This window comes from Streptomyces coerulescens, assembly GCF_042657965.1.
GTDB classification, from domain to species: Bacteria; Actinomycetota; Actinomycetes; order Streptomycetales; family Streptomycetaceae; genus Streptomyces; species Streptomyces coerulescens.
Genome location: NZ_JBHSKM010000008.1, coordinates 313615 through 336038, shown reverse-complemented (window position 1 = coordinate 336038; position 22424 = coordinate 313615). Strand labels below are relative to the sequence as shown.

The following is a 22424-nucleotide window of genomic DNA, read 5'->3' as shown; positions in this document are numbered from 1 at the left end:
CCCGATGGGGGCGGGGGATCTGGGAGTCCGGGGGAGACGAATGCCGGGTGCTACAGGCCGAGGCGGCGGGACAGGTCCGAGACGAACACCCCGCGCGGGTCGACCTCGGCGCGCAGCGCGCGGAACTCGTCCAGACGCGGGTACATCGTGGCGAGCAGGTCGGGCCGCAGCCGGGAGTCCTTGGCGAGGTAGACCCGTCCGCCGGCCGAAGCCACGTCCTGGTCCAGTACGTCCAGGAGGGCGCCGAGGCCGGGCAGGCAGGCCGGGATGTCCAGGGCCAGCGTCCAGCCGGGCACCGGGAAGGAGAGCCAGCCGGGGTCGGCGTCCCCGAAGCGCTTGAGGACCGCCAGGAAGGACGGGCAACGGTGCTCGGAGACGCGCCGCACGATGCCGTGCAGGGCCTCCTCCTGGCCGAGCCCGACGACGAACTGGTACTGCACGAAGCCGCCCCGGCCGTAGATCCGGTTCCAGTGGGGCACACCGTCCAGCGGATGGAAGAACCGGGTGAGCGACTGGAGTTCGCCGGTACGCGCGCGTGGCGCCCTTCTGTACCAGAGCTCGTTGAACCAGCCCACGGTACGGCGGCTCAGCAGGCCCTCCGGGAGGAGTGCGGGCGGGGCGGGCAGGCGGGCGGGACGGAAGGCGAGCGGCTCCTTACGCGCGCGTGTCCCCTCGCGCAGCGCCTCCAGGGGCGCGTGATCGCCACGGGTGAGCACCGCGCGGCCCCTCGCCGACCCGCGCGCGAGCAGGTCGATCCAGGCGACCGAGTAGCGGTAGTTGTCGTCGGTGGCGGTCAGGCGGGCCAGCAGGTCGTCGAGGTCCCGCGCGCGCTCGGTGTCGACCGACATCAGCGAGGTCGCCACCGGCTGGAGCTGGATCGTCGCGGTGAGGATCACGCCGGTCAGACCCATGCCGCCGGTGGTGGCGTCGAACAGGGGCGTGTCGCGGGCGACGGCGCGCACCTCGCCGTCGGCGGTGAGGAGTTCCATCGACAGGACGTGGCGCGAGAAGGAGCCCGACACATGGTGGTTCTTGCCGTGGATGTCCGCTCCGATCGCACCGCCGACCGTCACCTGGCGGGTGCCGGGCGTCACCGGCAGGAACCAGCCGAGCGGGAGCAGCACGTCCATCAGCCGGTGCAGGGAGATCCCCGCGTCGCACAGCACGATGCCGTTGTCGACGTCGATCGCGTGCACACGGTCCAGAGCGGTCATGTCCAGCACGGTGCCCCCGGCGTTCTGCGCCGCGTCCCCGTACGCCCGCCCCAGGCCCCTCGGGATGCCTCCGCGGGCCCCGCAGTCCCGGACGGCCGTCGCGGCCTCCGGATACGTCCTGGGGCGGATCAGGCGGGCGTTGGTGGGGGCGGTGCGGCCCCATCCCGAGACGGACACGGTGTCGGCAGACATGTCGGCGACCGTAGCGCCCGTATGAGGGTGATCAGTTATGAAACATTCTCTTCCTCCCCAAAATGGGTGATTAATGGGATGTCGCCCAATATTGTCGTAGTTCTGGCTCGTTGGGCGTGAACAGTGAGTCCGTATGGACCACTTCGACGACATGGACCACCGAAGCCTCAGGGGTGTCGACCGGCGAATCCTTTCGGCGGTCCACGCCCGCGGCTGTGACCCGCGTGTCGTCGGCGTCGCGCGCGCCCTGTCCCGGGCGGGCGAGCACGGTGCGCTGTGGCTGGCGGCGGGCCTCGCCGGGGCCGCCGTGGACGGGCGCCGACGCGGCGCCTGGGTGCGCGGCACGGCGCTCACCGCGGGCGCGCACCTCGTGAGCATGGGGGTGAAAAGGGTGGTGCGCCGCCCACGCCCGGCGCATGTCGAACCCCGGGTGCACACCCTGGGCCGGCACTCCTTCCCCAGCTCCCACGCGGCCTCCGCCACCGCCGCCGCGGTCGCCTTCGGCGCGCTCGGCGCCTACGCGATCGCGCCGCTGGCCACCGCGATGTGCCTGTCACGCCTGGTCGTCGGCGTGCACTACCCCTCCGACGTGGCGGCGGGCGCGGCGCTGGGCGCATTCACCGCGCGCGTGGGGGCGAGCTGGATGCGGAGTGGGGGCGGGCGCGCCCATGCCTGAGACCGCGCACCTGACAAGTGCCGCACGCATCCGGGAAACAGCGCTCCACCAGCAGCGCACGCCCCCTCGCCACGCCGCACCACCGCCCCGCAAGCGCGGCCCCGGCGCGCTGCTCGGCGGCCTCGTCAGGACCGCGCGCCCCAAGCAGTGGGTCAAGAACGTCCTGGTCGTCGCGGCTCCGGCCGCCGCAGGCCGGCTCTTCTCCACCCACGCGGCGATCCAACTCGCCCTCGTCTTCACGCTCTTCACCGCCTGTGCGGCCGCCGTCTACCTGATCAACGACGCCCGCGACGCCGACGCGGATCGCGCCCACCCGACCAAGCGGCACCGCCCGGTCGCCGCCGGACAGGTCCCCGTACCGGTCGCCTACGCCGTCGGAGGCGCCCTCGGCATGCTCGCGCCGGCCGCCGCGGCCCGGCTGACCTCGCCCCTCGTCGCGGCCCTGCTCACCGCGTACCTCGGCATGCAACTGGCGTACTGCGTCAGCCTCAAGCACGTCCTGGTCGTCGACCTCGCCGTCGTCACGACGGGGTTCCTGATGCGGGCGATGGCCGGCGGGCTCGCGCTCGGCATCCCGCTGTCGCGGTGGTTCCTGATCACGACCGGGTTCGGGGCCCTGTTCATGGTGTCGGCCAAGCGCTACTCCGAGGCCGTGCAGATGGCGGGGAAAGCGGGCGCCACGCGCGCGCTGCTCACCGAATACACCGCCGGATACCTGCGCTTCGTCTGGCAGTTGGCGGCCGGCGTCGCCGTCCTCGGCTACTGCCTGTGGGCCCTGGAGGAGGGCGGCGTCCCGCACACCGGGCTGCTGCCCTGGCGACAGCTGTCCATGGTCGCCTTCATCCTCGCGATCCTGCGCTACGCCGTGTTCGCCGACCGCGGCACCGCGGGCGAACCCGAGGAGGTCGTCCTGCGCGACCGCCCGCTCGCCGTCATCGGGGTGGTGTGGCTGGCCATGTACGGCCTGGCGGTGGCCAATTGGTAGGCACACGCGCGTGGCGGAGCCGACGGGGCGGCCCGGAGAACACCCATGAGGAAGTCACCGGCCCGAGATCCACCCGCCGAGAAGTCCTCGCCTTCGCCGCCGTCGGCCTTCTCGCCTACGCCGTCGACCTCGCCCTCTTCACCTGCCTGCGCGGCCCCGCCGCCCTCGACCCCCTCACGGCCAAGGCCGTCTCCTTCGTGGCCGGCTGCACGGTCGCGTACGCCGGGAACGCGCACGGCACCTACCGCCACACCCACCGCCGCGGCCCGCGCCCCTACGCCGTCTTCCTCGCGGTGAACGTCGCCGGAGCCGTCGTACAGCTGCTGTGCCTCACCGTGAGTCACTACGGCCTCGGGCTCACCTCCCAGCTGGCCGACACCGTCTCGGGGGCGGGTATCGGCATGGCGCTGGCTACGGTCCTGCGATTTTGGGGCACTCGGACATTCGTCTTCCCTGCGGAGGGCAGAGTCGGATCATGGACTGGCTGAAGAAACTTCCCGTCGTCGGGTCCGCGGTGACCCGGCTGATGACCACGCACGCGTGGCGGTCGTACGAGCGCATGGACCGGGTGAAGTGGACACAGCTGGCCGCCGCGATGACCTTCACCAGCTTCATCGCCCTGTTCCCGCTGCTCACGCTGGCCGCGGCGATCGCCGCCGCGACGCTCAGCCAGGAGCAGCAGGACAAGCTCGAGGACAAACTTGCCGACCAGGTCCCCGGCATCGCCGACCAGCTCAACATCAGCGGCCTCGTCGAGAACGCCGGCACGGTCGGAGTCATCGCGGGTGCCCTTCTGCTGTTCACCGGCATCGGCTGGGTCACCTCCATGCGCGAGTGCCTGCGCGCGGTGTGGGAGCTGCCCGACCCCGAGGAGAACCCCGTCCTGCGCAAGGTCAAGGACGCGGGTGTCCTGGTCGGATTCGGCGGCGCCGTACTCGTCACGCTCGCGGCGTCCACCGTCGCCTCCGCCCTGGTCGGCTGGATCACCCGTCAGCTGGGCATCGACGAGGGCGGCTGGGGCGGGGTCCTGTTGCGGATCGCCGCGTTCCTGGTCGCCGTACTCGCGGACTTCCTGCTGCTGCTCTACGTCCTGACCCTGCTGCCCGGCGTCGAACCGCAACGCCGTCGCCTTGCGGTGGCCGCGCTGATCGGCGCGGTCGGGTTCGAACTGCTGAAGCTGCTGCTCAGCGGCTATATGCAGGGCGTGGCCACCAAGAGCATGTACGGCGCGTTCGGCGTGCCGGTCGCCCTGCTGCTGTGGATCAACTTCACCGCGAAGCTGGTGGTGTTCTGCGCCGCCTGGACGGCGACGGGGCACAAGGAGACCGACGACGAGACCGACGGCGAGACCGAGGACAAGGCCGGGGACAAGGCCGACGTCGAGGCCGAAGACGAGCACCAGACCGAGGACGCGACGGCCGCAGCCGACAGCTCGGCGGCCGGAACCGAGGACTCGGCGGCCGGAACGCAGGGCTCGGCGGCCGGAAGCGAGGGCTCGGCCGCCGAATCCGCGAAACCCGGGGTCAGGAGCGGCCCCGACGGCGCACCAGGTCGGGCAGCGGCCAGCGGCGGTTGATCAGGAACGCGCCGGCCGCGAGCAGCACCAGTGCCCCGCCGGTGATCCCGAGCGCCACCCCGATGCCGCTCGAACCGCTCGCGGCCGAGGCGCCCACCGCCGACTTCGAGGACTTCTCGCCGTCCCCTGCGCCACCGGCCTGCCCGGAGTCGTTCGCACCCGGCTGTGCGCTGGCCTGCGCCGCGCTCCTGGGCGGCACCAGCTCACCCACCGGCTGCACCTTCCCGGCCGCCTGGAAGCCCCAGTCGAAGAGCCGCGCGGTCTCCTTGTAGACCTCGTTGTGCTCGCTCTTCTCCGGGTTCATGACCGTGACGAGCAGCACCTTGCCGTTGCGCTCGGCGACGCCCGTGAAGGTGGCGCCCGCGTTCGTGGTGTTGCCGTTCTTGACGCCCGCGATGCCCTGGTACACGGGGATGTCGCTGTCCCCGGCCAGCAGCCGGTTGGTGTTCTGGATCTCGAAGGACTCGCGGACGGACTTGCCCTTCTTCTTCGACGTCGAGCCCGGGAACTTCGCGGTGACCGTCGAGCAGTACTCGCGGAAGTCCTTCTTCTGCAGCCCGGACCGGGCGATCAGGGTCAGGTCGTACGCCGAGGAGACCTGGTGGGGAGCGTCGTAGCCGTCCGGGGACACGGCGTTCGTGTCGAGGGCCTGGAGCTCCTCGGCGTGCGCGTTCATCTCCTTGACGGTGTTGTCGATTCCGCCGTTCATCTTCGACAGCACGTGCACGGCGTCGTTGCCGGAGCGCAGGAAGACCCCGAGCCACAGATCGTGGACGCTGTACGTCTCGCCCTCCTTTATCCCGACCATGCTGGAGCCGGACCCGACGTCCGCGAGATCGGACGGCACGACCTTGTGCTCGACGCTCTTGGGGAACTTCGGCAGCACCGTGTCGGCGAACAGCATCTTCATGGTGCTCGCGGGCGGGAGCCGCCAGTGCGCGTTGTGCGCGGCGAGCACATCGCCGGACTCGGCGTCGGCGATGACCCAGGAGCGCGCGGTGAGGTCCTTGGGCAGCACGGGGACCCCGCTCGCGAGGTTCACCTGGGTGCCGGCCTGTCCCAGTCGCTCGCCGCCCACGGTCGACATGTTCGCCGGGGGAGTGGCCGAGGGGCTCGTACTCGGTGACGGCTTGGGGGCCGCGTGGGAGACGGGCGCGGTCAGCGCGAGGGACGAGACGACGGCGGAAGCGACCAGCAGGGCACGCCTGGCGGTCTTCTTGGGTGCGGGCACGACGGAGAACGTACATGCCGTTGCCATGGAAGTCCCGCTTCTGTCCCCACCCCGCCCGAAGGACCCGGCACTCGGCGTTGATACTGAACTCATGAAGCTCAGCCGACCGGTCTCCTGGTTCCTGCTCGCCTTCGGGGTGTGGAGCTGGGTCATCTGGGTCACTTTCGTCAAAAATTTGATCAAGGACAGCAGCGGGCTGGCGTTCGACGACGGTCACCCGACGGCGTATTTCTGGGTGCACTTGCTGCTCGCCGTCGTCTCCTTCGTATTGGGGACGGTCGTCGGAGTCATTGGGTTGCGTTCGGTGCGCGCACTGCGCCGGATGTCATAGGAACTCGGCCACCGCCCGGGACGTTCACTCGTCACGCAAGGGAAAGGGAACGTCCGCGTGGTCATCGTCTTCGCGCTCGTCGCGCTGCTTGTGCTGTCCGTCGTGGTGGCGGGCAACTGGTGGATGTGGCGGCGTCTGTTCCGCGACACGACGCGCGCTCCCGGCCTCGTGCGCCGGGCGGGCGTCGTGGTGATCGCCGGCGGCTGGGCCCTGACGATCGGTGGTCTGGTCGCCGAGCGCACCGGTGCGCCCTTCTGGCTCCAGCGGGTCCTGGCCTGGCCGGGCTTCCTGTGGCTGGCCCTGGCGATGTACCTGATGCTGGGGGTCCTGGCCGGTGAGGTCGTACGGCCCCTGCTGCGCCGCGGGCTGGAGAGACGGGCGCGCGTGGGGGAGGCCGAGGCCGTACCGGCACCGGAGCCCGAGCCGGTGCCCGTGGCCGCCGCGGGCCCGGCCGACCCGCCCCCGCCCTCGGCGACCGACACGCCAGTGGACTCCGCGACCCCGCCCGGCGGCCCCCTGGCGACCCCCACCCGCCGCCTCTTCGTCTCCCGGGTCATCGCCGGGACCGCAGCCGCGGCCGCCGTGGGGACCGTCGGCTACGGCACCTACGGCGTTCTGCGGGGCCCGCGCGTCAAGCGGGTCACCGTGCCGCTGGCCAAGCTCCCGCGCGCGGCGCACGGTTACCGGATCGCGGTCGTCAGCGACATCCATCTGGGCCCCGTCCTCGGCCGGGGCTTCGCGCAGAAGGTCGTCGACACCATCAACGGCACCCAGCCCGACCTCATCGCGGTCGTGGGCGACCTGGTGGACGGCAGCGTGAAGGACCTCGGCCCGGCGGCGGCCCCGCTCGCCGGGCTCCGGGCGCGGCACGGCGCGTACTTCGTCACCGGCAACCACGAGTACTTCTCGGGCGCCGAGCAGTGGGTCGAGGAGGTACGCCGCCTGGGCCTGCGCCCGCTGGAGAACGCCCGCAGCGAACTGCCCCACTTCGACCTGGCCGGCGTCAACGACGTCGCGGGGGAGAGCGAGGGCCAGGGCCCCGACTTCGCCAAGGCCCTCGGCGACCGGGACAGAGCACGCGCGTGCGTGCTGCTCGCCCATCAGCCGGTCCAGATCCACGACGCTGTCGACCACGGCGTCGACCTCCAGCTCTCCGGCCACACCCACGGCGGCCAGCTGTGGCCAGGCAACCTCGTCGCGGGCCTGGCGAACCCGACCCTGGCCGGGTTGGAGCGGTACGGCGACACCCAGCTGTACGTCAGCCGCGGCGCGGGCGCCTGGGGCCCGCCCACACGCGTGGGAGCCGAGTCGGACATCACCGTGATCGAGCTGGCATCCCGTCAGGCCTGACCGCCATCCCAAGTCTGTGAACTGCCTGTGAAACCTGCCGGAAACACCCGTAGGTAAGTTCTTTCTCATGTCGCCAAAATCCTCTTCCCCCCGGTGAAAACCGTGTGATTAGGTGTGCCCGCCACTTAGGGGAGTGGTGCATTCCAAAGCTCATGCGGGGGCCCGTCGAGGGCCCGGGGAGAGGGCACACCCATGCGTTCCATTCGCATGCGGATTCTCGCGACGTTGCTCGTGCTGGCGGCCGTGGGAGTGGGCGGCTGGCAATTATTGCCGTCGCAGCAGGACGACGGCAGAACCATCACGGTCGGCACGACGGACGGCGTCACATCGCTGGATCCGGCCGGCGCCTATGACGCCGGTTCCTGGGCGTTGTTCAGCAATGTCTTCCAGTCGTTGCTGACGTTCGAGCCGGGTGGCGTGACCCCCGTGCCCGACGCGGCCCGGAGCTGTGACTTCGAGGGCACCGATCTGACCACCTACCGCTGCGAGTTGCGCGAGGGACTCACCTTCCCGAGCGGGCGCGCCATGACCGGACAGGACGTCAAGTACTCCTTCGACCGGATCAAGCGGATCAAGTCGGACGTCGGTCCGGCCGCGCTGCTGGACACCCTCCGCTCGGTGAGCGCGAGTGGCCGGACGGTCACCTTCCATCTGTCCTCGCCCGACGCCACGTTCCCGCTCAAGGTGGCCACCGGCGCGGGCGCGATCGTCGACAGCGAGAAATATCCGGCCAGAGCGCTGCGCTCGGACAACGGTGTCGACGGCACCGGCCCGTACACGCTGACCGGATATGCGAAGGACAAGCAGGCCGCCCTCGCCCCCAACCGGCACTACCAGGGCGCCCTCAGCGGCATCGGCCGCCCGGTCGAACTGCGGTACTTCGGCGACGGGAAGGCCCTGGAGAAGGCCTGGAAGGACAAACGGGTCGACGTCGCCACGCGCACGCTGCCGCCCGAGGTCCTCGCCGGCCTGAACGCCTCCGACCCGGATCAGCGTGTCTCCGAGGCCGACAGCTCCGAGATCCGCAACCTCTACCTCAACACCCGCAAGGCCTCGCCCCTGCACGATGTGCGGGTCCGGCAGGCCATGGCCTGGCTGATCGACCGCGAGAAGCTGGCCGCGACCGTGTACCAGGGGACCGTCGATCCGCTGTACTCGCTGATCCCGACCGGTATCACCGGCCACACCACGTCGTTCTTCGACGCCTACCCGGAGTTGAGCACGGCCAAGGCGCGCGCCCTGCTGACCGGCGCCGGCCTGCCCGTCCGCTTCACCTACGGCTATGCCACCGGGCGCGGTTCCGGGGCCGAGGAGGCCGCGGAGATCAAGCGGCAACTGGAGGCGACCGGCCTGTTCAAGGTGACGCTCAAGGGCTACGAGTGGACCGACTTCCAAAAGCGCTGGGCGAGCGGCGAGCTCGACGCCTACGCCGTCGGATGGGTCGCCGACTTCCCCGACCCGGACACCTACGGGGGCCCGCTGATCGGCACGAACGGCACCATGAGCACGGGATACAGCGACCGGGCCGTGGACCAGCTGATCACGGCCAGCCAGCAGTACGCCGACCGCAGCGAGGCCACCAAGGACTTCCGCGCGCTCCAGGAGGCCGTCGCCCGCGATGTCCCGGTGATCCCGCTGTGGCAGGCCAAGGAGTACGTCGTCTCCAGCGAGGAGGTGGGCGGCGGCCAGTACCTCTCCGACGGTACCGGTGTCTTCCGGCTCTGGCGCCTCACCTGGATCTGACGCGATCCCGCCGCCCCGGCCGTACATGCGGTGGTGCAGCCGGGGCACCCGCCGCTGCACCATGTGAGGGAGGTGTGCGTGGGGTGAGGAGCGAACGTGTTGAGACGCAACGCCTTCCGGCTGCCCCTGCATCCGGCATCCGTCGGTCTCGCACGGCGGCGGGCCCGGGACCACCTCGCCGACTGGGGGCACGGACCGCGGGATCCGGCGCTTCAGGACGCGGAGCTGCTGGTCTCCGAACTTGCCACCAACGTCGTCCGGCACGGCTCCTCCCCGGGCGGTCCGGGCAGGGAGCACCACCCCCATCCGGAGCGTGAGTTCGAGGTCGCGGTCACCGCGCTCGCCGACGGCTCCTGTCTGATCGAGGTGTCGGACGAGAGCCACTTGGCGCCGCGGCTGCGGACGGTGGGGGAGTGGGAGGAGGCCGGCCGCGGCCTGCACCTGGTGGAGAACCTGGCCGCCGCGTGGGGGGTGTGGTGCCGGGGACGGCACGGCAAGACGGTGTGGGCGCTGGTCCTCGCCGACGTGGGCCCCTGGGAGGCCGCGTGACGGTTACGACCGTGAAGCAGCCCCCGTCGTCAGGATCACCGTGACGGCCAGCCCCTCACCCGGCGCCGTCCGCACCGCGACCTCGCCGCCGTGCGCCTCCACCACGCCCTGCACGATCGCCATCCCGAGTCCGCTGCCCGCACCCCCGCCGGCCCGGAAGAACCGGTCGAAGATCCGCGCCGCGTCCTCCTCGGCCAGCCCCTGCCCCTTGTCCTCGACACACAGCCGTACGACGCCGTCGGCCCGCTCAAGCCCCAGCCGTACCGGCACATCGGCGGGCGTGTGCGTGCGGACGTTGCTCAGCAGATTGCCCAGCACCTGGCGCAGCCCCGACTCGTCGGCGTGCACCAGCAGCGTGCCGTCGGCGTCGACCGTGATCGGCCGCTCGGGCTGCTGGACCCGCAGATCCTCCGCGGACTCGCGCACCAGCCGGCTCAGATCGACGTTGCGGAAGCGCAGTTCGGGCCGCTGGTCGAGCCGGGCGAGGGTGAGGAGTTCGTCGACGAGCCGGCCCATGCGGTCGACCTCCCCGTTCATCCGGTCCCAGACGCGCTTGCGCTCGGCGGGCTCCGGCAGCATCCCCCGGTCGTACAGCTGGAGATAGCCGCGTATCGCCGCCAGCGGCGTGCGCAGCTCGTGCGAGGCGTCGCCGACGAACCGGCGCAGCTGGGCCGTGCTGCGCTCGCGTGTGCGGTACGCCGACTCCACCTGGTGGAGCATCGAGTTCAGGGCCACCCGCAGCTGTTCCACCTCCAGCGTCGGGTCGCTGTTGGAGGGGATGCGCCGGGTCAGATCGCCCTCGGCTATCGCCGACGAGGTCTCCACCATGTCCTCCAGCGGCCGCATCCGGCGCCGCACACTGAACATGGTCAGACAGCCGAGCAGCGCCAGCAGCAGCGTGCCGACGGCCAGGTCCATCCTGAGGGCCTTGCCCATGCCCTCGTGCAGGCCCTCGGTCGGGACGGCGATCAGCACGATGGTGCCGTCCGACAGCTCCGTCCCGACCATGCGGTACCGGTCGCCCTCGACCCGTACGTCCCGCGGATCCTCGTCCGCCGCGAGGGCCACCGGGTCCTGCGCGGCGGCGGCCAGGGCGTGCTGGCGGGGTGTCGGCGTCAGCGGGCCCAGGGCGACCGGCTTCCCGGCGGAGTCGACGGCGACGTACACCATGCTCGGGCTCGGCAGCGGATCGGTGTCGCGGGCGCCGCCGTCGTTGAACTTGTCCAGCGCGACGCCCAGTTCGCTCAGCGACTCGATCTGCCGCAGGGTGAACCCGGCGTGCCCCAGGGTGGAGCGCGCGCTCTTCAGCTCGCTGTCGACCTTGTCGAGCAGATAGAACCGCGCGGTGACCAGGCTGACGGCGGTCGCGACGACGATGCCCACGGCCAGCAGCGCCACGTTCGCCAGGGTCAGCTTGCCGCGCAGGGAGTGCATCCCGCGCGGGCGGCCGACGCGGGAGATCCAGGGGAGCCTCATGCCAGCCCGTATCCGACACCCCGCCGCGTGGTGATCACCGGCGGTCCCAGGGCGTCCAGCTTGCGCCGCAGATAGCTGATGTAGGTCTCCACGACGGTCGACTCGGGCGGCGTGTGTTCGTACTGCCAGACATGGCGCAGCAGCTGGTCCTTGGGCACGATCCGGCCGCCGTTGCGCACCAGGAAGCGCAGCAGGGCGTACTCGGTGGGGGTGAGCTCGACGGTGCGGCCCGCGCGGCGCACCGAGTACGTCGTCTCGTCCAGCTCCAGGTCGCCGTATCTGAGCGGTGGACGCTGCGGCAGGACGTCGGCGGGGCGGGTGCGGCGCAGCACGGCCGTCAGGCGGGCGACGACCACGTCGACGTCGAACGGCTTGGTGATGTAGTCGTCGCCGAAGCCGAGGGCGCCGACGATCTCCGCGGGCGCGTCGCGTGCGGTGAGGAAGACCAGCGCCAGGTCGGGGCGGCGCACCCGCAGTTCGCGCCCCAGCGCACGGCCGTCGCCGTCGGGGAGCATGACGTCGAGCAGCGCCGCGTCCGGGCGGGTGCGCTCGGCGAGACACAGCGCGTCGCGGACGGTGCCCGCGGTCATGACCTCGAAGCGGTGGTAGCGCAGGGCGATGGCTAGAACGTCCGCGATGGACTCCTCGTCCTCCACCACCAGCACCGTGCCTGATCCCGTCGTCATGCCCCCAGTATCGGCGGGCCCACTGACAACCGGGCCGGTTCTGCTTTGGAGTTCCTTGAGAGTCATGGCCTTCGCCTGCCCACGCGTGTGTGCCGCCGCCAATGCTGTTGCCCAGGACCTGGGGGACCGACCGAACCGAATAAGGAGCGTTGAGCGTGGCGGCATTGGCACGGTGGTGCTATCGGCATCGGCTGGTGGTCCTGTTGCTGTGGTTGGGGGCACTGTTCGGACTGGGCTCGGCGAGCGCCGGCGCGGGGACGAACTACGCGAACGTCTTCTCCCTCCCGGACACGGACTCGGCGACCGCGTACGACCTGATGGAGAAGGCCTTCCCGGAGCGCGCGGGCGACACCGACACGGTGGTGTGGAAGGTGGACGAGGGATCCGTACGGGACGAGTCCGTACGCTCCCGCATCGAGCCCGCCCTTGAGGAGATCGGGCGGATGAAGGGGGTCGGTGAGGTCACCGACCCGTACGCGGCACAGGGAGCGGCGCAGATCAGCAGGGACGGGCGGATCGCCTACGCCCAGGTCACCTTCAAGGAGCAGGCGAACGCCGTCCCCAAGGAGCTGATCGAGGACGTCGTCGACAAGGCGCAGGCAGCGGAACGCGTCGGGCTCCAGGTCGAGCTCGGCGGCCAGGCCGTCGCCCGCACCCAGGAGCCGCCGCAGGGCATCGCGGAGGCGGTCGGCATCCTCGCGGCGGCCGTCGTGCTGTTCCTCGCCTTCGGCTCGCTGTTCGCGATGCTGCTGCCGATCGTCGTGGCGATCGCGGGTGTCGGCACCGGCATGATCGCGACGATGCTGATGAGCCATGTCACGGACGTGCCCGAAGTGGCCCCGCTGCTCGGCTCGCTGATCGGTCTCGGCGTCGGCATCGACTACGCCCTGTTCATCGTCACCCGGCACCGGCGCGGCATCCTGCGCGGGATGAAGCCGGAGGACGCGGCCGTGACCGCCCTCAACACCTCCGGACGCGCGGTGCTGTTCGCGGGCGGCACGGTGTGCATCGCGCTCGCCGGCATGCTGGTGATGAACATGCGGTTCCTGGACGGTGTGGTCGTCGCGACCTCGCTCACCGTCGTCCTCAGCGTGCTGGCCGCGATCACCCTGCTGCCGGCCCTGCTCGGCCTGCTCGGCATGCGGGTGCTCAGCCGCAGGCAGCGGCGCCGGCTGGCCGCGGCGGGGCCGGAGCCGGCCGAGGCGAGCGGGCTCGCGGCGCGCTGGTCGGCGTACGTCCAACGCCGTCCGCGGCCGGTCGCGGCGATGGCCGTCGTCGTGATGGCGGTCCTCGCGATCCCCGTGCTGTCGCTGCGCCTGGGCGCCACCGACCAGGGCAACCACCAGGAGTCGACCACCACCCGGCAGGCCTACGACCTGCTCGCCGAGGGCTTCGGACCCGGCTTCAACGGCCCGCTCCAGGTGGTCGTCGAGGGCGACGCCCCGACCGGCCTGGTCAACGGCATCAAGTCCGCCGAGGGCGTCGCCCAGGTCGCCGCCGTGCCGCCCGCCAACGGCGTCACGGTCATCCAGGTCGTGCCGACCACCTCGCCCCAGTCCGAGCAGACGGACGACCTGATCGACCGGCTGCGCGACGATGTGATCCCGCAGTCCGGGGCCGAGGCCCATGTCGGCGGTGTGACGGCCGTCTTCAAGGACTTCGCGGCGGTGACGGCGGACCGGCTGCCGTACTTCGTCGCGACGATCATCGCGCTCGGCTTCCTGCTGCTGATGGTGGCCTTCCGCTCGCTGGTGGTACCGCTGACGGCCGCGCTGATGAACCTCATCGCGGCGGCCGCGTCGTTCGGCGTGCTGGTGGCGATCTTCCAGTGGGGCTGGGGCACCGAGCTGATCGGCGTCGGCAAGGAGGGCCCGATCACGTCCTTCCTGCCGGTCATCATGCTGTCCCTGCTGTTCGGCCTCTCCATGGACTACCAGGTGTTCCTGGTGAGCCGGATGCACGAGGAGTGGGTGCACACCAAGGACAACGCGCGCGCGGTCCGCGTCGGCCTCGCGGAGACCAGCCGGGTCATCAACTCCGCCGCCCTGATCATGATCTGTGTGTTCAGCGCGTTCGTGCTGAGCGGCGACATGGAGGGCGCCATGGCCGGCATCGGCCTCGCGGCGGCCGTCGCCCTGGACGCCTTCATCCTGCGTACGGCCCTGGTGCCGGCCGCGATGCACATGCTGGGCAACGCCAACTGGTGGCTGCCGGCCTGGCTGGAGAAGCGGCTGCCGCATCTGGCGGTCGAGCCCAAGGAGGACCCGGTGGCCGAGGAGCCCGAGCCGGCCGTCGCGGGGCGGACGTCGGTCGTGCACGGCTTCGTGCGCACCGCCGACGGGACGCCCGTCGACGGCGCCGCGGTGACCCTGCTGACCAAGGGCGGACGTCAGCTGGACCGGGTGAGGTCCCTGGCCGACGGCTCGTACATCGTCTCGGTGCCGGCGCCGGGCACCTATCTGCTGGCGACGTCCGCCGAGTCGTACGCCTCGCGGGCCGGGCAGGTCGTCGTGACGGAGGGGCCGCTCGTGTACGACGTCGAGCTGGCCGAGGGCGGCGTGGACGCCGTCAACTGACGCTCGCCGAAGCCGGTTTCAGGGGCGCTCGTCCTCGGCGGGCGCCCCCTTGCCCGGGGTGGCCTTCTTGCCCGTCTGGCGCTTCGCCGGATCCGGGATGGCGTTCGTCATGCCCGGCAGGAAGTCCGTGAACAGCTCGTGCACCTCGCGCACCAGTGGGCGCAGCACCCGGAACCGGGCCAGTGAGACACCCCGCGCGGTGAGCTTGGCACCGCGCTCGGCGAGCCGGTAGCTGCGCTCGCGGCCCTCGGTCCGGTCGAAGATCCAGTACAGGACGAGCCCCATCTGGGAGAGCCACATCAGCTCCGGCAGGATGTCCCTGAGCTCGTCGGGCACCTTGCTCTTCGTCGCGCCCGCCAGCACCTCCTTGTGGATGGCGATGGCCTCCACGCGCGCGTGCTCCGACTCGGGGGAGAACGGGCTGAGCGGGCTGTCGGGGTCGGCGGCGTTCTTGAAGAACTGCACCGCGAACTCGTGGTACGGCGTGGCGATGTCCAGCCACACCTTCAGCACACCCGCGAGCCGCGCCTCCAGCTCCCTCTCGCGGGCCAGGACCTCCCGGACCGCCGCCCGGTGCTCGGCGGCGATCCGGTCGTAGAAGCCCTGGATCAGGTGTTCCTTGCCCTCGAAGTAGTAGTACGCGTTGCCGACGGAGACTCCGGCCTCCTGGGCGATGGCCCGCATCGTCGTCTTGTCGTAGCCGCGTTCCTGGAACAGCCGCATGGCCGTCTCCAGGATCAGGGCACGGGTCTGCTCGGACTTGCTGGGCGCGTCGCCCTGTTCAGGGCTGTCGTTCTTCGAGGACACGGAACGAGAGCCTAACGAGTGGTGTTTCGGCGGACGGTCAGGAGGCCTGTGCCGTCTGGTACAGGTTCTGGGCGTCGGCGCCGAAGTACGGGCCGTACATCCGGTTCGGCAGGAAGTTGTACTTGAAGCTGTTCACCGAGGACAGCAGACCGGTGCCCGTGGACTCGTTGAACTGCGTGAACCAGGGGCCGCCGCTGGAGCCGCCCGTCATGTTGCAGTTCATGCCGTGGTCGTTGGACAGCAGGAAGTCCCGGTTGGTGGTGCCGCTGCAGTAGATGAACTTCTCGCCGTCGTACGGGGCGGCGGCCGGGAAGCCGAAGGAGTACATGCGCAGGTTGTAGCCGGTGTTGAAGGCCAGCCCCTGTCCGCCGACGACGTCCGTGAGGAGCTTGCCGTCCAGCGGGGCGACGACGGCGGCGCCGACGTCGTAGTTAATGTCCTCGCTCGCCGTCCACTGGGGTGTGGACAGGGTCTTCGACGCGCTCCAGCGGCCGTAGGGAGCCTGCCCGTCGTGGTAGCCGGGCACGAACACCCAGTTGGTGTGCCAGGCGCCCTCCAGCTTCACGCAGTGGCCGGCCGTGATCACGGTGCTCTTGTTGTTGCTGGTGACGGCGTTGCCTGAGCAGGACGCCGTACGGCCCTGGTAGCTGAAGAACACGCGGCCCGCGGTGTTGACGACGGCACCGCCGCCGGACCACTGGCCGCCGGCGTTGGGGAAGGCCATGAGGCCGACGTCGGTGACGGCCTTGCCGACCGCCGCGGCGGGGGAGGTGGGCGCGACGGTGGCCGCCGGGCCCTTGCGGGGCGCCACGCCGCCGTCGATGTGACCGTTGACGCCCACCAGGTCGAGCGGGGTCGCCGCCCGCATGCGCTCCGGTGTCCAGAAGTCACGGGCCTGCTGCTGCGCTCCGGCGGAGACCGGGCTGACGGTGGTGGGGGTGTCGGGCCTCGGCGCGGCGCCCGCCGGTGTGGCGAGGGCGCCCGCGGTGAGCAGCGCGGTGACGCCGACCAGGGCGCCGAGGACGGGGCGGGGTATGCGGATGACGCGGGGTATGCCTCTCACGCGTACTCCTTCTGCGATGGGGGGACCGGACGGCCAGGTGGCCGCCCGGCAACCGACAGTCGGTGCGAGTGCGGAGTGGAGAACCGGGGGCAGCGTGCCAACCCGAGCGCGGTTTTGGAAGGGTGCATGCCAGAAACCGAGTTCCGGGAAACGCCCTTCGGTCCGACTCGGCCCGGTTTGTCGCTGCCGTCACCGCGAGGCGGCACAGCTGCCGTCGGTGCACCCCGGTGGGTTGTACGTCCACCCCCAACTCGGGTCGTACGACCAGCCGTCCCCGCGTCGGTAGGCCCGTCCGCCCCACTTGCCGTCGCCCTGCTTCGTGCCGCCCCACTGCGACCCGCGCCACTTCGCGGCGGCGAGCACGGCCCCCTTGGCGAGCCGCGCCCCCGACGGGGTGCTGAGGCGATGCGCGAGTCCCCTGTGCTCGCGCAGCGCCCACAGCGTGACGATCCAGGCGGCGCCGGCGCGGTAGACCTGCCCGGCGTCGCCGACGACGGTGATCTCGTCGAGCGTCGCGCCGTGGTCCAGTCCGGGGAAGCGCCGCCGGGCCTCGTCGGACCCGGCCGGCACCATCTCCAGTGGCACCAACTGCGGCTGCCGTGCCAGCCAGTCGCGCAGGAAGGTGCACAGTGAGCACTGGGCGTCGTAGAGGACGGTGAGGCCGCGGACCGCGACCTCCGCCGCCCTGCCGCCCGTCGGGTCGGCCGTCATGCCGGGCCCCGCTCAGGCCCCGGCCGAGGGGGCGACCCAGTCCTGCGGTGCGACCGGGGGCACCTGCTCGCGCTCCATCACCCCGCGCCGCCGGATCTTGTTGAGCACGTAGACGTTGCCCAGGTGCATCACACCGAGCACCAGAAGCACCACGCCGAGCTTGGTCGACAGGGCCTCGAAGATGCCGCGGGTGTCGAGGACGGTGTCGTCGTCGCTCAGATACAGCGCGACGAAACCGAGGTTGACGAGATAGAACCCGACCACCAGCAGATGGTTCACGGCGTCGGCGAGCTTCTCGTTCCCGCGCAGCACGTCGGCGAGGAAGATCCGCCCGTTGCGGCTGAGAGTGCGGGCCACCCAGACGGTCAGGGCGATGCTGACGACCAGGTAGATGACGTAGGCGATGACCGTGCGGTCCATGGCCTCCCCCTTCTTGAACGCGTTCAAAACGCTGACAGGGATGACTGTAGGCCCTGTCTTTGAACATGTTCAACTCAATAGAGGTGAGGCCTCCGTCACGTCCCCGCCCAGGGTGGCGTCAGGGTCTGCGCCCGAGCTCCGGCCGTTTGCAGTAGTCCGTGAACCCGACGACGTTCCCCCAGGGGTCGGCGATCTCGACGGTCCAGCCGGTCGCCACGGAGAAGGGCGCGTCGATCGGTTCGACGCCGGCGCCGCGCAGCGTCCGTGCCGCCGCCCGTGCGTCCGGCACCTCCAGCCATACGCGGGGGGACGGCCACGGCGGCGAACGGTGCGCGAGGGCCTCCTCCCGCCGCAGCAGCAGGCCCGGTGTCTCCCCGCCCACCTTCAGCTGCGCGATGCCGGCCTCGTCGAGCCGGAACCCGACCGTGAACCCGGCCCGCTCGTAGAACCGGACGGCCTCGCCGAGGTCTCCGACCGGCAGCAGCACGTTGTCGAACCCGAGCAGTTCGTACGACTCGTCATCTGACATACCGTCAGGGTAATTCCTCGTCCTCGTGTGGGCGGCTGATGCCACCAGTCGGCGGCGAGCCGCCCGGAAACGCCTCGGGGCCCTGTTCCCAAGTGGTGGAAACAGGGCCCCGAGGCGCGGGCGAGAAGGTCAGAACCGGCGCGTGATCAGCGCCTTCTTGACCTCGGCGATCGCCTTGGTGACCTCGATGCCGCGCGGGCAGGCGTCCGTGCAGTTGAAGGTCGTGCGGCAGCGCCACACGCCGTCCTTGTCGTTGAGGATCTCCAGGCGCTGCTCCCCGGCCTCGTCACGCGAGTCGAAGATGAAGCGATGCGCGTTGACGATCGCGGCCGGACCGAAGTACTGGCCGTCGTTCCAGAAGACCGGGCACGAGGAGGTGCAGGCGGCGCACAGGATGCACTTCGTCGTGTCGTCGAAGCGCTCGCGGTCCTCGGCGGTCTGCAGACGCTCACGCGTCGGCTCGTTGGTGTCCTTCGTGATCAGGAAGGGCATCACGTCGCGGTACGCCTGGAAGAACGGCTCCATGTCGACGACGAGGTCCTTGAGCACCGTCAGGCCCTTGATGGGCTCGACCGTGATCGGCTTCTCGGGGTTGATGTCCTTGATGAGGGTCTTGCAGGCAAGACGGTTCTTGCCGTTGATCCTCATCGCGTCCGAGCCGCAGATGCCGTGGGCGCACGAGCGGCGGAAGGTCAGCGTGCCGTCGATGTCCCACTTGATCTTGTGGAGGCCGTCGAGGACGCGCTCCTTGGGGTCGATCTCCAGCTGGAAGTCTTCCCACACGGCTTCTGCGGAGACTTCCGGGTTGAAGCGGCGGACCCGGAACGTGACCGTGATGTACGGGGAGGCCGCGGACTCCGCCTCGACCTTGTCCATAACGGGGGTTGCCATCAGTACTTACGCTCCATCGGCTGGTAGCGGGTCTGGACGACCGGCTTGTAGTCGAGACGAATGGACTCCGTGCCGTCGTCGCCCACCTCGCGGTACGCCATGGTGTGGCGCATGAAGTTGACGTCGTCGCGGTTCGGGTAGTCCTCGCGGTAGTGACCGCCGCGGGACTCCTTGCGGGCCAGGGCGGACACGGCCATGACCTCGGCCAGGTCGAGCAGGTTGCCCAGCTCGACGGCCTCCAGCAGGTCGGTGTTGAACCGCTTGCCCTTGTCCTGGATCGCGACGTTCTTGTAGCGCTCGCGCAGCTCCGCGATCTTCTCGACCGCCGTCTTGATCGTCTGCTCCGTACGGAACACCATGACGTTGGCGTCCATGGTCTCCTGGAGCTCCTTGCGGAGCACGGCCACCCGCTCGGTGCCGGTCGACGTGCGCAGGCGCTCGACCTGGTCGATCACCAGCTGCGCCGGGTCCTCCGGCAGCTCGACGAAGTCCGCCTTCTGGCTGTACTCGGCGGCGGCGATACCCGCACGGCGGCCGAACACGTTGATGTCCAGCAGGGAGTTCGTGCCGAGCCGGTTGGCGCCGTGCACGGACACGCAGGCGACCTCGCCGGCCGCGTACAGGCCCGGGACCACCGTGGTGTTGTCGCTGAGGACCTCACCCTCGACGTTCGTCGGGATGCCGCCCATGGCGTAGTGCGCGGTGGGCTGGATCGGGATCGGGTCCGTGTAGGGCTCGATGCCGAGGTAGGTGCGCGCGAACTCCGTGATGTCGGGCAGCTTGGCGTCCAGCTGCTCCGGCGGGAGGTGGGTGAGGTCCAGGTAGACGTGGTCTCCCTCGGGACCGCAGCCGCGGCCCTCGCGGATCTCCGTGTAGATGGAGCGCGAGACGACGTCACGGGACGCGAGGTCCTTCATGACCGGCGCGTACTTCTCCATGAAGCGCTCGCCGTCCTTGTTGCGGAGGATGCCGCCCTCACCACGGGCGCCTTCCGTCAGCAGGATGCCCATGCGCCAGATGCCGGTCGGGTGGAACTGGAAGAACTCCATGTCCTCCAGCGGCAGACCCCGGCGGTACACGGCCGCCTGGCCGTCACCGGTCAGCGTGTGCGCGTTCGACGTCACCTTGAAGAACTTGCCGGTGCCGCCGGAGGCGTAGATGACCGCCTTCGCCTGGAACACATGGATCTCGCCGGTGGCCAGCTCGTACGCCACGACACCGGCCGACTTCTTGACGCCGTCGACCTCGGTGATCAGCTGGTCCAGGACGTAGAACTCGTTGAAGAACTCCACGCCCTCCTTGACGCAGTTCTGGTACAGCGTCTGGAGGATCATGTGGCCGGTGCGGTCCGCGGCGTAGCAGGACCGGCGCACCGGGGCCTCGCCGTGGTTACGGCTGTGACCGCCGAAGCGGCGCTGGTCGATGGTGCCGTTCGGGGTGCGGTTGAACGGCAGGCCCATCTTCTCCAGGTCGAGGACGGAGTCGATGGCCTCCTTCGCCAGGATCTCGGCGGCGTCCTGGTCGACCAGGTAGTCACCGCCCTTGACCGTGTCGAAGGTGTGCCACTCCCAGTTGTCCTCCTCCACGTTGGCCAGCGCGGCGGCCATGCCGCCCTGCGCGGCGCCCGTGTGGGAGCGGGTGGGGTACAGCTTGGTCAGCACGGCGGTGCGGCTGCGCTTCGTGGACTCGATGGCCGCGCGCATGCCCGCGCCACCTGCGCCGACGATGACGGTGTCGTACTTGTGGATCTTCATGGTGGTTGCCTCAGCCCCGTGCCTAGCGGATGTTCGGGTCGAAGGTGAAGATCACCAGCGTGCCCAGCAGGATGGTGAACACCGTGGCGGTGTAGAGCAGGCCCTTCAGCCACAGCCGGGTGTTCGCGCGCTCCGCGTAGTCGTTGATGACCGTGCGCAGGCCGTTCGCGCCGTGCAGCATGGCCAGCCACAGCATCAGCAGGTCCCAGACCTGCCAGAAGGGGCTCGCCCAGCGGCCCGCCACGAAGGCGAAACCGATCTTCGACACGCCGCCGTCCAGCACGAGCTGGATCAGCAGGTGCCCGATGACCAGGACGACCAGCACGACGCCGGACAGGCGCATGAACAGCCATGCGGCCATCTCGAAGTTGCCCCGGGTGGACTTCGGGGTCTTCTTCGTGCGCTTGCGCGGGGCCTCGATGTACGGGGCCGGATTGTCGACGTTGTAGAGGGAATCGCCCTCGACCGGGCCGATACCGGTGGCGGTCTTCTCAGTGGTGGACATACGCGTCAGCTCCCGAACAGTTCCTGAGCGGCGTGGCCGAGAACGGGGTAGATCGCCCCGAGCATCAGCACCAGCCAGAGGCCGACGACGGACCAGAGCATCTGCTTCTGGTAGCGCGCGCCCTTCGACCAGAAGTCGACGGCGATGACACGCAGGCCGTTGAGCGCGTGGAACAGGATGGCGGCGACGAGGCCGTACTCCAGCAGCGCGACGATCGGCGTCTTGTACGTGGCTACGACCTTGTCGTAGTCCTCTGGGGAGACACGGACGAGAGCGGTGTCCAGCACGTGAACGAACAGGAAGAAGAAAATGAGGACGCCGGTGACTCGGTGAGCCACCCAGGACCACATTCCTTCCCGGCCGCGGTACAGCGTTCCAGCCGGCACGGAAGTTCCTCCGGGAGCGGGGATTGGGGCCGCGCCGGCTTGTGCTGTCGGTCGGGCCCGGCCGGGTACGGTCCACCGGCCCTCAGCATCGTATCCAGGTTGCGCTGTGCGGCTTAGCGGGGGTGTGGGTATGTGATCAAAGTGGCACGCGGATGGGTTATTGGCGGCTAATGGGGTGGTGTGCGCCGTCATTTGCCGGGTGCGGCCGCGTTGGGGCTGGTCGCGCCCACGCGGCGGTAGCCGCAAATCGACTACAGCCCCGCGCCCCTGAGCCGGCTGACCAGACGCCCCCTTGCCAGGCGCCGTAGTTCCTCTGCCGCCACCACTCGTTCGTCCTCCGGATCGTTTGCCAAACGTGATCGGATCCCGGCCAGTACCTGGTCCAGGCTCTCCGTCTGGGACAGACCGTCCAGGCAGATGATGAAGGTGTGCCCGAATTTGGCCTCGTATGCGGCGTATGCAGCACTCAGTGCCGTGTGGGCCGCCGAATAGGCGCCCTCCGGCAGGACCGGCATCGTTTCTTCCCTCAAGGCCTCGGCCAGATCCGCGGGCGCCAGGTCGTAGGCCGCCTCGTCGGACGCCGCCAGCAGGGAGTCGACGTCCGGGAAGGGGCGGTGGGCGGTCAGGCGGTCGGCCCAGCGGCTGCTGCGCAGACAGTCCAGGAGGACCTTGCGGGCGTCGTCGGCAGGCGCGATGTTGAAGGCGTCCAGGACGGAGGGCAAGGACGGTATGGCCACTCGGCCGGGAAGGTGTGTGGGCGTCACGTGGGTTTC

General features: G+C 70.2%; 23 protein-coding genes. 9 read left to right on the top strand and 14 right to left on the bottom strand.

What is annotated here, in order from left to right:
- Nucleotides 1-50: 50 nt before the first annotated feature.
- The gene (locus ACFPQ9_RS15875; RefSeq protein ID WP_380853145.1) at nucleotides 51-1406 is read right to left on the bottom strand and encodes an FAD-binding oxidoreductase; all 1356 of its coding nucleotides are present in this window, start codon (nucleotides 1404-1406) and stop codon (nucleotides 51-53) included.
- Nucleotides 1407-1539: 133 nt separating this feature from the next.
- Here ACFPQ9_RS15875 and ACFPQ9_RS15870 point away from each other — a divergent pair, with 133 nt between their 5' ends.
- The 4 genes from ACFPQ9_RS15870 to ACFPQ9_RS15855 are packed head-to-tail and all read left to right on the top strand — an operon-like array spanning nucleotide 1540 to nucleotide 4643.
- On the top strand, nucleotides 1540-2082 hold the full coding sequence (locus ACFPQ9_RS15870; protein ID WP_380853144.1) for a phosphatase PAP2 family protein: 543 nt from the start codon (nucleotides 1540-1542) through the stop codon (nucleotides 2080-2082).
- Nucleotides 2075-3067, top strand: coding sequence for a decaprenyl-phosphate phosphoribosyltransferase (locus tag ACFPQ9_RS15865; RefSeq protein WP_380853143.1), 993 nt, complete (start codon nucleotides 2075-2077; stop codon nucleotides 3065-3067). The genes ACFPQ9_RS15870 and ACFPQ9_RS15865 overlap by 8 nt, the downstream gene beginning before the upstream one ends.
- Nucleotides 3061-3555, top strand: a complete 495-nt coding sequence (locus tag ACFPQ9_RS15860; RefSeq protein ID WP_380853142.1) for a GtrA family protein — start codon at nucleotides 3061-3063, stop codon at nucleotides 3553-3555. Before ACFPQ9_RS15865 ends, ACFPQ9_RS15860 begins: the two co-directional genes overlap by 7 nt.
- A complete protein-coding gene (locus ACFPQ9_RS15855) occupies nucleotides 3543-4643 on the top strand; it encodes a YhjD/YihY/BrkB family envelope integrity protein (protein ID WP_380853140.1) in 1101 nt (366 codons plus the stop codon). Before ACFPQ9_RS15860 ends, ACFPQ9_RS15855 begins: the two co-directional genes overlap by 13 nt.
- Here the strand turns inward: ACFPQ9_RS15855 and ACFPQ9_RS15850 are convergent.
- On the bottom strand, nucleotides 4591-5874 hold the full coding sequence (locus ACFPQ9_RS15850; RefSeq protein WP_380853138.1) for a D-alanyl-D-alanine carboxypeptidase family protein: 1284 nt from the start codon (nucleotides 5872-5874) through the stop codon (nucleotides 4591-4593). The two genes, ACFPQ9_RS15855 and ACFPQ9_RS15850, sit on opposite strands and share 53 nt — an antisense overlap.
- A gap of 91 nt (nucleotides 5875-5965) precedes the next feature.
- Between ACFPQ9_RS15850 and ACFPQ9_RS15845 the strand changes: the two genes are divergently transcribed.
- The 4 genes from ACFPQ9_RS15845 to ACFPQ9_RS15830 all read left to right on the top strand — a co-directional run bounded on the left by ACFPQ9_RS15845 (nucleotide 5966) and on the right by ACFPQ9_RS15830 (nucleotide 9847).
- Nucleotides 5966-6205 (top strand): SCO4848 family membrane protein, encoded by a 240-nt coding sequence (locus ACFPQ9_RS15845; protein WP_380853136.1) that lies wholly within the window; start codon nucleotides 5966-5968, stop codon nucleotides 6203-6205.
- Nucleotides 6206-6262: 57 nt separating this feature from the next.
- Entirely contained in the window at nucleotides 6263-7555 is a 1293-nt protein-coding gene (locus tag ACFPQ9_RS15840; RefSeq protein ID WP_380853134.1) for a metallophosphoesterase, read from the top strand.
- A gap of 192 nt (nucleotides 7556-7747) precedes the next feature.
- Nucleotides 7748-9298, top strand: coding sequence for an ABC transporter substrate-binding protein (locus tag ACFPQ9_RS15835; protein ID WP_380853132.1), 1551 nt, complete (start codon nucleotides 7748-7750; stop codon nucleotides 9296-9298).
- A 96-nt stretch (nucleotides 9299-9394) separates the two neighbouring features.
- Nucleotides 9395-9847 (top strand): ATP-binding protein, encoded by a 453-nt coding sequence (locus ACFPQ9_RS15830; RefSeq protein ID WP_380853130.1) that lies wholly within the window; start codon nucleotides 9395-9397, stop codon nucleotides 9845-9847.
- 3 nt (nucleotides 9848-9850) lie between these two features.
- On the opposite strand, the gene ACFPQ9_RS15825 is transcribed toward ACFPQ9_RS15830, so the two are convergent.
- Together ACFPQ9_RS15825 and ACFPQ9_RS15820 are read right to left on the bottom strand one after the other, a co-directional pair.
- The gene (locus tag ACFPQ9_RS15825) at nucleotides 9851-11323 is read right to left on the bottom strand and encodes a sensor histidine kinase (protein ID WP_380853128.1); all 1473 of its coding nucleotides are present in this window, start codon (nucleotides 11321-11323) and stop codon (nucleotides 9851-9853) included.
- Entirely contained in the window at nucleotides 11320-12009 is a 690-nt protein-coding gene (locus ACFPQ9_RS15820) for a response regulator transcription factor (protein ID WP_380853126.1), read from the bottom strand. The genes ACFPQ9_RS15825 and ACFPQ9_RS15820 overlap by 4 nt, the downstream gene beginning before the upstream one ends.
- 164 nt (nucleotides 12010-12173) lie before the next feature.
- Here ACFPQ9_RS15820 and ACFPQ9_RS15815 point away from each other — a divergent pair, with 164 nt between their 5' ends.
- Nucleotides 12174-14585: an MMPL family transporter gene (locus ACFPQ9_RS15815; RefSeq protein ID WP_380853917.1), complete on the top strand. Its 2412-nt coding sequence runs from the start codon at nucleotides 12174-12176 to the stop codon at nucleotides 14583-14585.
- A gap of 18 nt (nucleotides 14586-14603) precedes the next feature.
- On the opposite strand, the gene ACFPQ9_RS15810 is transcribed toward ACFPQ9_RS15815, so the two are convergent.
- From ACFPQ9_RS15810 to ACFPQ9_RS15765, 10 genes are all read right to left on the bottom strand, one after another.
- The gene (locus tag ACFPQ9_RS15810; RefSeq protein ID WP_380853124.1) at nucleotides 14604-15392 is read right to left on the bottom strand and encodes a TetR/AcrR family transcriptional regulator; all 789 of its coding nucleotides are present in this window, start codon (nucleotides 15390-15392) and stop codon (nucleotides 14604-14606) included.
- 37 nt (nucleotides 15393-15429) lie between these two features.
- On the bottom strand, nucleotides 15430-16455 hold the full coding sequence (locus ACFPQ9_RS15805; RefSeq protein WP_380853122.1) for a trypsin-like serine peptidase: 1026 nt from the start codon (nucleotides 16453-16455) through the stop codon (nucleotides 15430-15432).
- A gap of 189 nt (nucleotides 16456-16644) precedes the next feature.
- A complete protein-coding gene (locus ACFPQ9_RS15800; protein WP_380853121.1) occupies nucleotides 16645-17166 on the bottom strand; it encodes a thiol-disulfide oxidoreductase DCC family protein in 522 nt (173 codons plus the stop codon).
- Between the two features lie 12 nt (nucleotides 17167-17178).
- A complete protein-coding gene (locus tag ACFPQ9_RS15795; RefSeq protein WP_380853119.1) occupies nucleotides 17179-17586 on the bottom strand; it encodes a hypothetical protein in 408 nt (135 codons plus the stop codon).
- Between the two features lie 118 nt (nucleotides 17587-17704).
- Nucleotides 17705-18115, bottom strand: a complete 411-nt coding sequence (locus ACFPQ9_RS15790) for a VOC family protein (RefSeq protein WP_380853117.1) — start codon at nucleotides 18113-18115, stop codon at nucleotides 17705-17707.
- 129 nt (nucleotides 18116-18244) lie between these two features.
- Entirely contained in the window at nucleotides 18245-19006 is a 762-nt protein-coding gene (locus tag ACFPQ9_RS15785; protein ID WP_380853115.1) for a succinate dehydrogenase iron-sulfur subunit, read from the bottom strand.
- Entirely contained in the window at nucleotides 19006-20760 is a 1755-nt protein-coding gene (gene sdhA, locus ACFPQ9_RS15780; RefSeq protein ID WP_380853113.1) for a succinate dehydrogenase flavoprotein subunit, read from the bottom strand. The genes ACFPQ9_RS15785 and sdhA overlap by 1 nt, the downstream gene beginning before the upstream one ends.
- A gap of 22 nt (nucleotides 20761-20782) precedes the next feature.
- Complete coding sequence (locus ACFPQ9_RS15775; RefSeq protein WP_380853111.1) at nucleotides 20783-21265, bottom strand: succinate dehydrogenase hydrophobic membrane anchor subunit; 483 nt, start codon at nucleotides 21263-21265, stop codon at nucleotides 20783-20785.
- Between the two features lie 5 nt (nucleotides 21266-21270).
- Entirely contained in the window at nucleotides 21271-21651 is a 381-nt protein-coding gene (sdhC, locus tag ACFPQ9_RS15770) for a succinate dehydrogenase, cytochrome b556 subunit (RefSeq protein ID WP_380853109.1), read from the bottom strand.
- A gap of 251 nt (nucleotides 21652-21902) precedes the next feature.
- Nucleotides 21903-22415 carry a 2-oxo-4-hydroxy-4-carboxy-5-ureidoimidazoline decarboxylase gene (locus ACFPQ9_RS15765; protein WP_380853107.1) on the bottom strand — a complete coding sequence of 171 codons (513 nt, stop codon included), beginning with the start codon at nucleotides 22413-22415 and terminating at the stop codon, nucleotides 21903-21905.
- Nucleotides 22416-22424: the final 9 nt, after the last annotated feature.

Coding starts and splice junctions, on each gene's coding strand:
- ACFPQ9_RS15875 (WP_380853145.1), bottom strand. CDS start 1,406: ATGTCTGCCGACACCGTGTCCGTCTCGGGATGGGGCCGCACCGCCCCC.
- ACFPQ9_RS15870 (WP_380853144.1), top strand. CDS start 1,540: ATGGACCACTTCGACGACATGGACCACCGAAGCCTCAGGGGTGTCGAC.
- ACFPQ9_RS15865 (WP_380853143.1), top strand. CDS start 2,075: ATGCCTGAGACCGCGCACCTGACAAGTGCCGCACGCATCCGGGAAACA.
- ACFPQ9_RS15855 (WP_380853140.1), top strand. CDS start 3,543: ATGGACTGGCTGAAGAAACTTCCCGTCGTCGGGTCCGCGGTGACCCGG.
- ACFPQ9_RS15845 (WP_380853136.1), top strand. CDS start 5,966: ATGAAGCTCAGCCGACCGGTCTCCTGGTTCCTGCTCGCCTTCGGGGTG.
- ACFPQ9_RS15835 (WP_380853132.1), top strand. CDS start 7,748: ATGCGTTCCATTCGCATGCGGATTCTCGCGACGTTGCTCGTGCTGGCG.
- ACFPQ9_RS15825 (WP_380853128.1), bottom strand. CDS start 11,323: ATGAGGCTCCCCTGGATCTCCCGCGTCGGCCGCCCGCGCGGGATGCAC.
- ACFPQ9_RS15820 (WP_380853126.1), bottom strand. CDS start 12,009: ATGACGACGGGATCAGGCACGGTGCTGGTGGTGGAGGACGAGGAGTCC.
- ACFPQ9_RS15800 (WP_380853121.1), bottom strand. CDS start 17,166: ATGACGGCCGACCCGACGGGCGGCAGGGCGGCGGAGGTCGCGGTCCGC.
- ACFPQ9_RS15795 (WP_380853119.1), bottom strand. CDS start 17,586: ATGGACCGCACGGTCATCGCCTACGTCATCTACCTGGTCGTCAGCATC.
- ACFPQ9_RS15790 (WP_380853117.1), bottom strand. CDS start 18,115: ATGTCAGATGACGAGTCGTACGAACTGCTCGGGTTCGACAACGTGCTG.
- ACFPQ9_RS15785 (WP_380853115.1), bottom strand. CDS start 19,006: ATGGCAACCCCCGTTATGGACAAGGTCGAGGCGGAGTCCGCGGCCTCC.
- sdhA (WP_380853113.1), bottom strand. CDS start 20,760: ATGAAGATCCACAAGTACGACACCGTCATCGTCGGCGCAGGTGGCGCG.
- ACFPQ9_RS15775 (WP_380853111.1), bottom strand. CDS start 21,265: ATGTCCACCACTGAGAAGACCGCCACCGGTATCGGCCCGGTCGAGGGC.